A 13,413-nucleotide genomic window follows, 5' to 3' on the forward strand; every position below is an offset into this window, starting at 1 on the left:
CGTGCCCTCTCCAAGGCACTGGGCACCGCCCGTACTCAGCTCAGTCCCTTGAGGCGGTAGAGCGCCTCCAGCGCCTCGCGCGGGGTCATCTCGTCCAGATCCATCCCGGCCAACGCCTCGCGCAGGCCATCGGGTGCCTCCGCTTCCGCGCTCACGGCCACCGCGCGCCGCAGCGGCACGGCAAAGAGCGGGAGATCGTCGACCAGCGATGCGACCGGTTTCTCACGCTCGGTCTTCTCGAGCTCGCTCAGGATGGCGCGCGCCCGTTCGACCACGGCGGGCGGCAGGCCCGCGAGCTTGGCGACCTGGATGCCGTAGGAGCGGTCGGCCGCGCCGGCCACGACCTCGTGCAGGAAGATCACCTCGCCATTCCACTCGGTGACGCGCACGGTCGCATTGGTGACGCGGTCGAGCCGGTCCCCGAGCGCGGTCAGCTCGTGGTAATGCGTCGCGAACAGGCTGCGGCAGCGATTGATCTCGTGGAGATGCTCGATCGCAGCCCAGGCGATCGACAGCCCGTCGAAGGTCGCGGTGCCGCGGCCGATCTCGTCGAGGATGACCAGCGCACGCGGGCCGGCCTGGTTCAGGATCGCGGCGGTCTCGACCATCTCGACCATGAAGGTCGAGCGCCCGCGTGCGAGGTCGTCGGCGGCGCCGACACGCGAGAACAGACGGTCGACGACGCCGATCCGGGCGCTCGTCGCGGGCACGAAGGCGCCCATCTGGGCGAGGATCGCGATCAGAGCGTTCTGGCGCAGGAAGGTTGATTTACCGGCCATGTTCGGGCCGGTGATCAGGCAGATCCGGCCGCCATTGCTGCTGGCCTGCGGCGGTGACAATTCGGTGTCGTTGGCGACGAAGGGTTTTCCGTCGCGCTTGAGCGCAGCCTCGACGACCGGGTGCCTTCCGCCGGTGATCGCGAAGGCGCAGCTCTCGTCGATCACCGGACGGGCCCAGCCCTCGCGGGCGGCGAGTTCGGCAAGCCCGGCGAGCACGTCGATTTCGGCCAGCGCCAGAGCGGCGGCCTTGATCGTCTCGGCCTGTTCCAGCACCGCCTCGCTCAGCGCGGCGAAGACGGAGAGTTCCAGCTTCAAGGCGCGGTCGGCGGCCGAGGCGATCTTGGCCTCGAGTTCGCCAAGCTCGACCGAGGAGAAACGCATCGCATCCGACATAGTCTGGCGATGCACGAAGGTCGCCCGCCAGGGCTCCTTGAGGAAGTCTTCGCCTGCCGCTTGCGGCACCTCGACGAAATAGCCCAGCATCGAGTTGTGCTTGATGCGCAGCGTGCGGCAGCCGGTCTCGGCGCTGTAGCGCGCCTGCAATTGCGCGATGACTTTTCGCGAATCGACCTGGAGCAGGCGCAGTTCGTCGAGGTTTGCGTCAAAAGCCTCGCGCACGAAGCGGCCGTCGCGGCGGTTGAGCGGCAGCTCGTCGGCGAGTGTCGCCTCCAGCCGCGCCGGCAGCGCGGGGTCGGTGTCGAGCAGCGCCTGCGCCGCGCCGGCGAGATCACGCGGGAGGCCCGGGCGGCTCTCCAGCAGGGCCGCGATGGCGCGCGCCGCGCTCAGGCCCGCCCCCAGGGCGGCCAGGTCGCGCGGTCCGCCGCGCTCGAGCGAGAGCCGCGCCAGGGCCCGCGCCACGTCTGGCACGCGTTCCAGCAGGCGCTGCAGGTCCTCGCGCAGGGCGGCGTCCTCGACCAGCATCGCGACCGCGTCATGGCGATGGCCGATGGCGGCGATGTCGGTCAGCGGCCCCGCGAGCCGTTCAGCCAGCAGGCGTGCACCGCCCGGCGTCACGGTGCGGTCGATCACGGATAACAGGCTGCCGCCGCGCTCGCCCGACAGCGTGCGCGTCAGTTCGAGATTGGCGCGGGTCGCGGCGTCGATCAGCATCGAGGCGCCGCTGGCATCGCGCACCGGTGCCGAAAGCGGCGGCCGCGCGCCGAACTGGGTGCGCTCGACATAGGCCAGCGCCGCGCCGGCCGCCGCGATCTCGGCCCGCGAGAAGGCCCCAAAAGCATCGAGCGTGCCGACGCCGAAAAATTCCTTGAGCCGGCGTTCGGCCGAGGCGGCATCCAGCCCCTCGCGTGCCAGCGGCGTCACGGGGACACTGACCTCGCGCCAGAACTCCTTGAGCGCGGGGTCGTCATGGATCGCGTCGGGACAGACGATCTCGCGCGGCTCGAGCCTGGCGAATTCGATCGCCAGCCGCTCCTGCGGCGCCTCCGACACGGTGAAGCGGCCGGTCGAGATGTCGATCGCGGCCAGGCCGTAGATCGCGCCGGCATCGCTCGCCTTGCGCCGCGCCACCGCCAGCAGCAGGCTCGCGCGGCCAGGTTCGAGCAGGCGCTCCTCGGTGATGGTGCCCGGTGTCACGAGCCTGACCACGTCGCGCTTCACCACCGATTTGGGGCCGCGCTTCTTGGCTTCGGCAGGGTCCTCGACCTGCTCGCAAACGGCGACGCGATGGCCGGCCGCGATCAGCCGCTGAAGATAGTCGTCGGAGCGCTCGACGGGCACGCCGCACATGGCGATGTCGTTGCCCTGATGCTTGCCGCGCTTGGTCAGCACGATTCCGAGCGTCCGCGAGGCGATTTCGGCATCGCGGAAGAACAATTCGTAGAAATCGCCCATCCGGTAGAACAGCAGGCTGTCTGGGTAGGCCGCCTTGATCTCGATGTACTGCGCCATCATCGGCGTGACCTTGGCGGTCTCGGTGCCGGCTGGAATCGGGGCCTCGACGGGGGGCTCGTCGGGTGTCTGGGCGGTGATCGTGTTGTCGTGGCGCATGGCGCGGGACGCTATCAAAATCGACGGGATGCGCCATCCATCAGGGAGACTTTCAACAATTGAAAGCAGGCGCCTGCGTCGTCATGCGAGCGCCGGTCGCCCTGGACCGCCCTCGCCGGGGATTGTCTCCGTGCGGGAAAGAACGCTGCTCGCACAGCGCGCCTTGTGGTTCGGGCGGACGCTGCCGTATGGTCCGTGCCCGAGGAAACGCTCAAAAAGAACAGCTACATGAACGATCGTCCGATCAAGCACGCCCGCCCGACCTTCACCGACCAGGAGGCGCTGCTCTTCCACTCGCAGGGTCGGCCCGGCAAGCTCGAAATCGTGCCGACCAAACCGATGGCGACGCAGCGCGATTTGTCGCTGGCCTATTCGCCCGGCGTCGCAGTGCCGGTGCTGGCGATCGCGGCCGACCCGTCCAAGGCCTATGACTACACCACGCGCTCCAACCTCGTGGCGGTGATCACCAACGGCACGGCGATCCTCGGCCTCGGCAATCTCGGCGCGCTCGCCTCCAAGCCGGTGATGGAGGGCAAGTCCGTCCTGTTCAAGCGCTTCGCCGACGTCGATTCGATCGATCTCGAGATCGACACCGAGGACGCCGACAAGTTCATCGACGCCGTGCGCTATCTCGGCCCGTCCTTCGGCGGCATCAATCTCGAGGACATCAAGGCGCCGGAATGCTTCATCATCGAGCAGCGCCTGCGCGAGTTGATGGACATCCCCGTCTTCCATGACGACCAGCACGGCACAGCGATCATCGCCGCAGCCGGCCTGATCAACGCGCTCGATCTGACCGGCCGCGACATCAAGTCGACCAAGCTCGTCATCAACGGCGCGGGCGCCGCCGCGATCGCCTGCACCGAACTGCTCAAGGCGATGGGCTTCAAGCCCGACAACGTCATCCTCTGCGACACCAAGGGCGTGATCTACCAGGGTCGCACCGAGGGCATGAACCAGTGGAAGTCCGGCCACGCGGCGATCACCGACAGGCGCACGCTGGCGCAGGCGATGGACGGCTGCGACGCCTTCTTCGGGCTGAGCCAGAAGGGCGCGGTGACGCCCGAGATGGTCGCCTCCATGGCTCCCAATCCGATCATCTTCGCCATGGCCAATCCCGACCCCGAGATCACCCCGGAGGAGGTCCACGCCATCCGCGACGACGCCATCATGGCGACGGGCCGCTCGGATTATCCCAACCAGGTCAACAACGTCCTCGGCTTCCCCTTCATCTTCCGCGGCGCGCTCGATGTCCGCGCCAGCACGATCAACATGGAAATGAAGATCGCCGCCGCCGAGGCGCTGGCCTCGCTGGCCCGCGAAGATGTGCCCGACGAGGTCGCCGCCGCCTATCAGGGCGCGCGGCCGCGCTACGGCAAGGAGTACATCATCCCGGTGCCGTTCGATCCGCGCCTGATCCATGTCGTGCCGATGGCTGTCGCCAAGGCCGCGATGGAGAGCGGCGTCGCCGGCAAGCCGATCGTCGATACGGCCGCCTACAAGGCGCAGCTGTCGGCAAGGCGCGATCCGGTCGCTGGCACGCTGAACCGCATCTTCGAGCGCGTCCGGCGCTATCCCAAGCGCGTCGTCTTCGCCGAGGGCGAGGAGGAGCAGGTCATCCGCGCCGCGGCCTCCTTCGTCAGCCAGGGGCTCGGCCGCGCCATCCTCGTCGGCCGTGAGGATCGCATCACCGCGACCGCGACGTTCCTCGGCGTCGACCTCGAGGGCAAGGGCATCGAGATACACAATGCCCGCCTCTCGCACCGCAATTCGGCTTATGCGCAGTACCTTTACGAGCGGCTGCAGCGGCAGGGCTATCTCTTCCGCGACTGCCAGCGCCTGATCAACCAGGACCGCAACCACTTCGCCGCCGCCATGGTCGCGCTCGGCGACGCCGACGCGGTGGTCACCGGCGTCACGCGCAACTACTCGATCGCGCTGGAAGAGGTCCGCCGGGTCGTCGACGACCGGCCCGGGCATCGCCTGATCGGCCTCTCGATCGTGCTCTCGCGCGAGCGCACCGTGCTCGTCGCCGATACCGCCATTACCGAGATGCCGACCGCGCAGGAGCTGGCGGAGATCGCGATCGAGGCCGCCGGCGTCGCGCGTCGGCTCGGCTATGAGCCGAAGGTCGCGATGCTCGCCTTCTCGACCTTCGGCCATCCCGCCGGCGAGCGCTCGGACAAGGTGCGCGAAGCCGTAAAAATCCTCGACGGCCAGCGCGTCGACTTCGAGTATGACGGCGAGATGGCGGCCGATGTCGCGCTCAACCGCGATATCATGGCGCAGTACCCGTTCTGCCGCCTGACCGGGCCCGCCAATGTGCTGGTGATGCCGGCGTTCCACTCGGCCTCGATCTCGACAAAGATGCTGCAGGAACTCGGCGGCGCCACCGTGATCGGCCCGCTGATTGTCGGCCTCGACAAGCCCGTGCAGATCGTACCGCTCGGCGCCAAGGACACCGACATCGTCAACATGGCGGCGCTCGCGGCCTTCAACATCGGCGGCTGAGGGGGCGGACGGCCTTAACGCGCGTCATCCCGGGTGACCGCAGGGAGACCCGGGATCCATTCCTGGGCCTCACCGGCGGGCGCTCCGGCACGGCTCCCGGATCTTCGCTTCGCTGCGTCCAGGATGACGGCGCGCTTTTTCCTGCCTCGGCATGAGGCTCTCATCTCTGAACGGCTGGGCAACTGGCCATAGTGCAGGCGGGTAGACCATGGACGACCGACACCTCATCAGTTCCGGCGCCCTGTCGGCCAGCATCGCCGCGCAGGGCGCGGAATTGGTCAGCCTCAGGGATGGCGCGGGGCGCGAGTTGATGTGGCGTGGCGGGCCGGAATGGCCGCGCCATTCCCCCGTCCTGTTCCCGATCGTCGGCAAGCTGACCGACGATACGCTGCTGCACCGGGGCAAGGCCTATCTCCTGACCCAGCACGGCCTCGCGCGCGACCAGCGCTTCGACTGGATCGAACGCGGCGCGACGCGCGCCGTGCTGGAACTCGTCGAGAGCGAGGCGACGCTGGCGCTCTACCCGTTCCGCTTCCGCCTGCAGATGATCTACGAGATTGCCGGCGGGGCGCTGACGGTAACCGCGCGCGTCGCCAATCCCGGCGGCGAGACGCTGCCCTGCGGCATCGGCGCCCATCCCGCCTTCATCTGGCCGCTGGCCGACGGCGTGCCCAAGGACCGACACGCCGTCGAGTTCGGCGCGCAGGAGCGAGGCGAGATGCGCTCCGTCGCCGGCGGGCTGATCGGCCCGGCCATGAAGCTGCCGGGCGACGGCAAGCGCATCGCATTGTCGGAAGAGCTGTTCCGCAATGACGCGCTGGTCATCCCCGATGTCGTCAGCGATGGGCTGCGTGTCGTGGCCCTGGACGAAGCGGGAAATACGGTCCGCGCGCTGAATTTCACCTGGAGCGGCTACAAGGACCTCGGCATCTGGTCGAAGCCGACGGGTGCGGATTTCCTCTGCGTCGAGCCCTGGTACAGCATGGCGAGCCCTGTCGGCTGGCAGGGCGAGTTTTCGGAAAAGCCCGGGCTCCTGCACCTCGCGCCGGGCGAGAGCCGCGATTTCGCCTGGAGCGTCTCGCCCGTCATTGCGAGGAGCGAAGCGACGAAGCAATCCAGGAAGGCGTAGAGCACGAGGGCCCCTGGATTGCTTCGCACCGCTCGCAATGGCGGCTGGGGCACTACCCCAGCAAACTGCGACGCAGCAGTCCAGGGCGACGTCGAGCACGGCCGCCCCTGGATTGCTTCGCTTCGCTCGCAATGACGGCTGGGCGTCAGCCCAGCAAATTCCGCAGCGTGCGCATGAAGGCGCGCGCGCCGGGCGCGATGGCGTCGTCGGGGAAATCATAGTCGGGGTTGTGCAGGTTCGCGGTGGTCTCCCCCGAGCCAAGCTGGAACATCGCCGACTTCGCGCCCCGGCCGAACAGCCCGAAATCCTCGGAGCCGCGCGAGGGGCCGTCGGCCTCCTGGTGAGGCAGGCTCTCATCGGCAAAGGCCTGCCGCAGATGCGCGACCGCCTCGGGATCGTTGACGCAATCGTGGAAGACGTCGTGATAGCTCATCGCGACCTTGAGGCCCGCTTCCGTCGCAGCGCCCTGCACCAGTGCCTCTGCTGCCTTGCACAGCCCGTCCATCTGGGCGTCCGAGACCGTGCGCAGCGTCGCCCAGATTTCCGCCTGGCCGGGCGCGATGCCAAAGGCCTGCGCGCCCATGCTGGCATGCGTGACCGTGACAAGGGTGAAACCCGCATCGAGCGCGCCACCGCGGCCGAGGGCGGTAAGCCCCGGCATCAGCCTTGCCACCGCCTGCATCGGAGAAACCCCGAACTCGGGCGTCGAGGCATGGGTGGTCTCGCCGGTCAGCGTGATCTTGAGGCCGCGCGAGGCGCAGTTGGCGGGGCCGACCGACAGCCTGATATGGCCGACCGGCATTCCAGGCCGGTTATGCAGGGAAAAGGCACAGTCGGGCGCGATCTCGGCGAATTTGGGATCGGCGATGACTGCCGCGGCGCCAGAGCCATCCTCCTCCGCCGGCTGGAACATCAGCACGACGCGGCCGCGTTTCGGCCGCTGCCGCCCTAGCCCGCGCGAGAGCGAGGCCAGGATCGCCATATGCCCGTCATGACCGCAGAGATGCCCCTTGCCGGGGACCTGCGAGCGATGGTCGCTGTCTGAAATCTCCTCGATCGGCAGCGCGTCGAGCTCGGCCCGGACCATCACGGTCGGGCCGGGCTCGCTGCCCTCATAGATCACCGCGACGCCATGGCCGCCGAGCCCGGTGACGATGCGATCGGGCCGGCTCGGCTCGACGAAGGCGACCACGGCCTTGGCAGTCTCGCGCTCCTCGCCGGAGATTTCCGGGTTGCGGTGGAGCTGCCGGCGCCACTCGACGAGTTCGACCATGTCGGAATTGCTGAGAAACATGGGCGTCGGCTCCGTTGGGTCTTGTTGTCGCGCGGTGGGCGCGGAGTGGCTTGAACTTGTTCTCGAACACAAACCGCGCCGTCATCCCGGACGAAGCGAAGCGCAGATCCGGGATCCATTCCGGAGCGCTTGTCTTTCAAGCTCCGGAATGGATCCCGGGTCTCCCTCTGGTCGCCCGGGATGACCCGCGAGTCGCGAAACGCTATTCGCTAACGACCCCGGCCTCAGTTCTTCTCGATGTTCCAGAACAGCATGACCGGCGCGGCCAGGACGCCCGAGATGTTGGCGCGCTTGGCATAGGGCTGGTCGAACTGGCCGAGCACGCGATAGGGCTGCACCTCGGCCAGGCGCTTGTGCAGGGCCTCAAGCGCCTGCTTGCGGCTGGGCTCGTCGGGCGCATCGACGAAGGCGCCGCGCAGCTTCTCCGCCTCGGCATCGCAGGGCCAGCCCGACCAGGCCTTCTCGCAGGCCATGTTGGTGCCGATGTTGGTCAGCGGGGACTGCATGGTCGCGCCCGAGGCGGTGGTGACGAACAGGTTCCAGCCGCCTTGGTCGGTGGTGCCGCGGTTCTGCTGGCGCGTCGTGACGGTGCCCCAGTCGGCGAACTGCAGGTCGATGTTGAAGCCGACCTTGCGCAGCGCATCCGCCGCGACCTCGGCCATGCGGCCGATCGGCGCGATGTCCATGCTCGAGCTCAGCACGAGCTTTTCGCCCTTATAGCCGCTCTCGGCCAGAAGCTGCCTGGCCTTGGCGAGATCGGGCTTGCCGAACATGTCTGCGCCGGCCTCGGTGCCATTGGGGCCGCCGCAGATGAAGTAGGAGTTGCAGCGCTTCCACCACTGCTCGTCGCCATAGCCGCCGGCCATGAAGTCGGCCTGGTCGGTGGCATAGGCCAGCGCCTGCCGCGCCTTGACGTTGTTGAAGGGCGGATGCAGTTGGTTGGCGCGCAGCATGCCCTGGTTGGACAGGTTGCTGTAGCGCTCGACCTTGACGTTTTTGTCACCGGCCACGACCGGGATCAGATCCTGGCTCGGCTGTTCCCAGATGTCGATCTCGCCGGTCTGGATGGCGGCCGCCGCGGTCGCCGGGTCGGGCATGATCATCCATTCGACGCGGTCGACCTTGACCACGCGCCCGCCTGCCAGCCCGTCGGCGGCTTCGGAGCGCGGCACGTAATCCGTGTTGCGATCGTAGACGACTTTCGCGCCGCTGCGCCATTCGGTCTTGTTGAAGCGGAACGGCCCGCTGCCGATCGTCTCGGTAATCGGCTTCATCGGGTCGCTGGTGGCGTCGCTGGCGCGCATGATCACCGGGATCTGGCCGACCGCCGAGCCCAGTGCGAAGGGCACCAGCGCCATCGGCCGCTTCAGCTTGAGCGTGAAGGTGCGGTCGTCCACCAGCTCCATCGTGTCGGTGTATTCGCCGAGCTTGCCGCCGATGGTGTCGCGCGCCATCCAGCGCTTCAGCGAGGGAATGACGTCCTTCGTCGTCACCGGCTGGCCGTCATGGAATTTCAGGCCTGGCCGCAGCGTGAAGGTCCAGGTCAGCTTGTCGTCCGAGGTCGAGAAACTCTCGACCATCTGCGGCTTCGGATTGAGGCCCGCATCCCAGGCGAACAGCGTCTCGTAGATCATCAGCCCATGCATGCGCGTGATCACGATCGAGGCCGCTACCGGGTCGAGCGTCTTGAGATCGGCATGGGGCGCGACCCGCAGCACCTTGCCGGGGGCCGGCTGTGCCTGTGCTGGAAAAGCGAGGCAGGCGGCGGTGACGGCGAGGGCAGCGAGGCGCGTGAGCTTCATGACCGGGTTCCTTTTAGGCGATGCGGTCGAAATGCAAGATTCGGGCGCGGGGGCCCGAGAGACGCAGGCTGCCGTCATCCTGCAACGTCAGGCAAGGCCGGTAGAGCCAGGGCCCGTGCTGATGACTGGCCAATGCACGCCCGCCGGGCAGGGGCGTCAGGGCGCAGTCCAGACCCGTGTCGCCCGCCCAGGGCATCCTGGCAGTACCGTCGGCGCGGATCACGAGATCCGTCCCGAAGACGCGCTCGCGCCACGCTCCCACGAGCTTTTCGTCGAGCTTTGTCCCAGCAGGAACCTTTTCGAGCTTCCGCAGGACGCCGCCGATCGTGCCCTCGAGTGTCGCGGGAGCTGTCTGCGTCAGCTTGATCTCAAGCGTCGAGGGCAGGCTGCGCAGGGTCCCGTCATCGCCGTCGAGAAGGCGCTCGGAACCGCCCATGAAATTGATCGCGCCCGGCGTCACCTCGGCCCAGAACGGTCCCTCGCGCGTCGCGTAGAGCCCGTGGGCATCGAGTGATGAGGGCTTGGGCAGCGCCTGCCCGGTCAGGGCGCTCATCACGCGCAGCGCCGACCAGAGCGCCTCTTCCTCGCGGTTGGTGAGGATGACGACGCCGATGCCGCGCTCGGGCGCCATCAGCAGATGGTTGCGATAGCCCGGCAGCGATCCGCCATGGCCCGCGAGCGCGACATCGCCGAGGCTGCTGCAGGTCAGGCCGAGGCGATAGCTGCTCGGCTCGCCATTTTTGAAGGAGCGGGGTGCACTCAGCCGCGCCAGCATGCCGGCGAGCGGGCCGCGGCCCGAAAGCAGCGCCGAGCCCCAGCCCGCCAGCCCGGCTGCCGTGCCCGCGATTCCGCCCGAGCCGGACATGTGCATGCCATAGCGGCCGCGCCGCCAGCTCTCGCCGTCGCGCCAGTAGCCCGTCGCCAGGTTAGGCACGATTTCGGTCTCGTCATAGGGAAAGCGGATCGGAAGGCCGAGTTCGCCCATGATCTGGTCGATCGCCTGCGCATAGCCGATGCCGAGCCGGGCCTCGAGCACGCGCTGCGCAATGCGCCAGCCGGTGTTGGAATACGACATCTCCGTGCCGGGCTCGGCGTTCAGCGCCGGGAAGCGGCGCAGGGCTGCAAAGATCTCGTCGGCGCTGAGCGTCGCGGTGTAGGGAATGCCGCGCTGCCAGAACAGCTCCATCATGTCGGGCAGCGCGCCCGTCATGTCGAGCGCTCGCCCAAGCGTCACCGCTGCTACAGCGGGTGGCAGATCGGGCAGAAGGCTGCCCAGCGTCGCATCGAGCGGGATTTCGGCCTTGAGCAGCAGCACGGCCAGCATGTGCTTGCTGATCGAGGCGTAGCGGTTCGTGGTGTCGGGGGTGAAAGGCAGCCCGTGCTCGATCGACGCCAGCCCGCCGCTGGCATGCGCGCGGACGCCTTGCGTATCGAACAGGACTAGAGCGCCACCGGGGCCGTCCCCGGACCACTCCGCCGCGATGCCAAGAGCCTCATCCCGGCCCCGTACCCAATCGACCATGCCATCCCCTCGAGAATCGATGCGGCTCCCGCGAATGCAGTGCGGGATCGCTGGCGCGACTGTGGCCGAGGCGCGCTCGCGCAGGCAAGCGCCTGGCCATGCCGTGGCGACACGTGGGGCCGGTGCGCGGCGCGGATCGGGGAGCCCTCGACGCAAGCTGCCTCGATGCAAACCTCGACGTCATCCTGGGCGAAGCGTAGCTTCGGCCCGGGATCCATCACCGTATGCGACGAACTTCAGGATGGATCCCGGCGCTGCGCGGCGTCGCCGCTTGTCCCGGATGACAGTGTGAGGACGATTTCGGGAGCGCTAAGCCCGCGCCGCCCTGCGCGCTTCGTCAAGGAGATCGCGCAACGTGTCCCGCATCGTCAGGCGCGGCGTCCAGTCGAGCAACTCGCGGGCGCGGCTGGCGTCGCCGAAGAAGCGAGGCGTATCGCTCGGCCGCATCCGCGCCGGATCCTGCTGCACCGTGATCGCGACCTGGCTCATCGCCAAGAGCTCTTCGAGCAATTCGCCGACGCGGCGTGGCTCGCCTGATGCGATGTTCAGCACCGTGCCGGGCTTCAGGGCCTCGCTGCGCAAAGCCGCCTGCGCATAGGCGTCGGCGACGTCGCGCACGTCGAGGAAATCGCGCTCGGCGTCGAGATTGCCGACGCGGATCACCGGCTCGGCCTTGCCAGCCTCGATCCGCGCGATCTGGGCTGCAAAACTCGGCAGCACGAACTCCTCGGTCTGGCCGGGGCCGGTGTGGTTGAACGGCCGCAGCCGGATGCAATGCAGGCCCTGGCCGGCCAGCGCGCCCAAGGCGAGATCGGCGGCTGCCTTGGTCACGGCGTAATCGCTGGTGGGGGCCAGCACATCGTTTTCGGTCATGGCGCGGTCAAGCTGGGCGGTCTCGCCATAGACCTGGCCGGAGCCCGCGAAAAGCAGCACGCAACGCGGCACCGCAGCCTGGATCGCGCGCGCGATGGCGAGCGTGCCGCCGACATTGACGCGCCAGGCGAGGTCGGGGTCGGCGCCCGCGCCCGACAGCGAGGACACGGCGGCGAGATGGACGATATGGGTCGGGGCGACCTTGGCTATGACGGAGGCGACACCGGCCGCATCCTCGAGGTCGATGATATCAGCGCCATGGGTGGCGGCTTCCCGGGCATTGCGTACGCCGAGGACGATCTCGCACGCTCCCGCAGCGGCCTTGCGCAGGGACTCGGCGACATACGGCGCCACGAAGCCGCCGGCACCGGTGATCAGAATGCGCATACCCAACGGCTCCGGCACCTCAGCTCCGCGATAGCGGCGTGGCAACTGCGCTCGCGCGACGGGCACGCCATCCAAGGCTTGAATCAAGGGCGGTTAAAGACTGCCGTCAGGCCTTATACAAGCGAAACTTCGTATCTCTGCGTTGCGCGCATGAGCCATCGCGGCCGCAAAAAACCCCGGACGCTTGCGCATCCGGGGCAGGTGCCTGACAGCGATGATGCCAGGTTGGGAGAGGGATTTACCAGCCGGCGAGCACCGAGCCCTTGAAGCGCTCGGCGACGAAGGCCTTGATCTCGGGGGTGTGATAGGTCTCGACCAGCGTCTTGACCCAGGGCTTGTCCTTGTCGACGGCGCGCACCGCGATCAGGTTCACATAGGGGCCCTTGGGGTCTTCGCGCAGGATCGCGGAGGTCGGCTCGATCTTGGCGTCGACGGCATAGTTGGTGTTGATCGCGGCGGCGGCTACGTCCTGCAGCGAGCGCGGCGTCTGGGCGGCCTCGATCTCGATGATCTTCAGCTTCTTGGGGTTGGTGGTGATGTCGGCCACCGTGGGCTTGAAGCCGACGCCGTCCTTGAGGCCGATGATGCCCTTGTCCTTCAGCAGCAGCAGCGAGCGGCCGCCATTGGTCGGGTCGTTCTGGATCGCGACGGTGGCGCCATCGGGCACCTCGCTCCAGTTCTTGTACTTGGCCGAGTAGATCCCGAGCGGGAAGTTCACGGTCAGGCCGGCGCTGACCAGCTTGTAGCCGCGGTCCTTCACCTGGTTGTCGAGATAGGGCTGGTTCTGGAAGGAGTTGGCCTCCAGTTCGCCGGCGTCGAGGGCCTGGTTGGGCACGACATAGTCGGAAAACTCGAGGATCTTGAGCTCGATGCCCTTCTTGGCGAGCAGCGGCTTCAGCTTCTCCAGGATTTCGGCGTGGGGGCCGGGCGAGGCGCCGATGCGCACGACCTGATTGGTCTGGGCGAGCGCGGGGACGCTCACGCCGAGCGCAAGGGCGGCGGCAAGGGCAAGGCGGCGGGTGATGGTGGTCATGGGGCAGTCTCCGTTTGGAATGGGCGTTGTTCGATTGGCTATCTGAAATTCCGGGTCATCCCGGGCGAAGCGCAGC

The 13,413-nt window shown here is 67.9% G+C and carries 8 protein-coding genes; 2 read left to right on the plus strand and 6 right to left on the minus strand.

Features of this window, described 5'->3' with window-relative positions; genetic code table 11:
* Positions 1–35: 35 nt before the first annotated feature.
* Positions 36–2,786 (minus strand): DNA mismatch repair protein MutS, encoded by a 2,751-nt coding sequence (mutS, locus tag AC1D2L_RS09355; RefSeq protein ID WP_476845586.1) that lies wholly within the window; start codon positions 2,784–2,786, stop codon positions 36–38.
* 228 nt (positions 2,787–3,014) lie between these two features.
* On the opposite strand from mutS, the gene AC1D2L_RS09360 reads away from it, so the two are divergent.
* Entirely contained in the window at positions 3,015–5,297 is a 2,283-nt protein-coding gene (locus AC1D2L_RS09360) for an NADP-dependent malic enzyme (protein WP_476845587.1), read from the plus strand.
* A 208-nt stretch (positions 5,298–5,505) separates the two neighbouring features.
* Positions 5,506–6,426: an aldose 1-epimerase family protein gene (locus AC1D2L_RS09365; protein ID WP_476845588.1), complete on the plus strand. Its 921-nt coding sequence runs from the start codon at positions 5,506–5,508 to the stop codon at positions 6,424–6,426.
* 145 nt (positions 6,427–6,571) lie between these two features.
* Here AC1D2L_RS09365 and AC1D2L_RS09370 read toward each other — a convergent pair whose 3' ends face one another.
* The 5 genes from AC1D2L_RS09370 to AC1D2L_RS09390 form a co-directional block, all read right to left on the minus strand.
* The gene (locus tag AC1D2L_RS09370; RefSeq protein WP_476845589.1) at positions 6,572–7,720 is read right to left on the minus strand and encodes an amidohydrolase; all 1,149 of its coding nucleotides are present in this window, start codon (positions 7,718–7,720) and stop codon (positions 6,572–6,574) included.
* A 224-nt stretch (positions 7,721–7,944) separates the two neighbouring features.
* Positions 7,945–9,522 (minus strand): ABC transporter substrate-binding protein, encoded by a 1,578-nt coding sequence (locus AC1D2L_RS09375; RefSeq protein ID WP_476845590.1) that lies wholly within the window; start codon positions 9,520–9,522, stop codon positions 7,945–7,947.
* A 13-nt stretch (positions 9,523–9,535) separates the two neighbouring features.
* Positions 9,536–11,044, minus strand: coding sequence for a serine hydrolase domain-containing protein (locus AC1D2L_RS09380; RefSeq protein ID WP_476845591.1), 1,509 nt, complete (start codon positions 11,042–11,044; stop codon positions 9,536–9,538).
* A 309-nt stretch (positions 11,045–11,353) separates the two neighbouring features.
* Positions 11,354–12,304: a GDP-mannose 4,6-dehydratase gene (locus tag AC1D2L_RS09385; RefSeq protein WP_476845592.1), complete on the minus strand. Its 951-nt coding sequence runs from the start codon at positions 12,302–12,304 to the stop codon at positions 11,354–11,356.
* Between the two features lie 238 nt (positions 12,305–12,542).
* Entirely contained in the window at positions 12,543–13,337 is a 795-nt protein-coding gene (locus AC1D2L_RS09390) for a MetQ/NlpA family ABC transporter substrate-binding protein (RefSeq protein ID WP_476845593.1), read from the minus strand.
* Positions 13,338–13,413: the final 76 nt, after the last annotated feature.

Source organism: Allobosea sp. P1_B10 (genome assembly GCF_056406735.1).

Excerpts from the sequence above, each read along its gene's own strand:
- AC1D2L_RS09385 (WP_476845592.1), bottom strand. The coding sequence starts at position 12,304 with ATGCGCATTCTGATCACCGGTGCCGGCGGCTTCGTGGCGCCGTATGTC.
- mutS (WP_476845586.1), bottom strand. The coding sequence starts at position 2,786 with ATGCGCCACGACAACACGATCACCGCCCAGACACCCGACGAGCCCCCC.
- AC1D2L_RS09360 (WP_476845587.1), top strand. The coding sequence starts at position 3,015 with ATGAACGATCGTCCGATCAAGCACGCCCGCCCGACCTTCACCGACCAG.
- AC1D2L_RS09380 (WP_476845591.1), bottom strand. The coding sequence starts at position 11,044 with ATGGTCGATTGGGTACGGGGCCGGGATGAGGCTCTTGGCATCGCGGCG.
- AC1D2L_RS09375 (WP_476845590.1), bottom strand. The coding sequence starts at position 9,522 with ATGAAGCTCACGCGCCTCGCTGCCCTCGCCGTCACCGCCGCCTGCCTC.
- AC1D2L_RS09365 (WP_476845588.1), top strand. The coding sequence starts at position 5,506 with ATGGACGACCGACACCTCATCAGTTCCGGCGCCCTGTCGGCCAGCATC.
- AC1D2L_RS09390 (WP_476845593.1), bottom strand. The coding sequence starts at position 13,337 with ATGACCACCATCACCCGCCGCCTTGCCCTTGCCGCCGCCCTTGCGCTC.
- AC1D2L_RS09370 (WP_476845589.1), bottom strand. The coding sequence starts at position 7,720 with ATGTTTCTCAGCAATTCCGACATGGTCGAACTCGTCGAGTGGCGCCGG.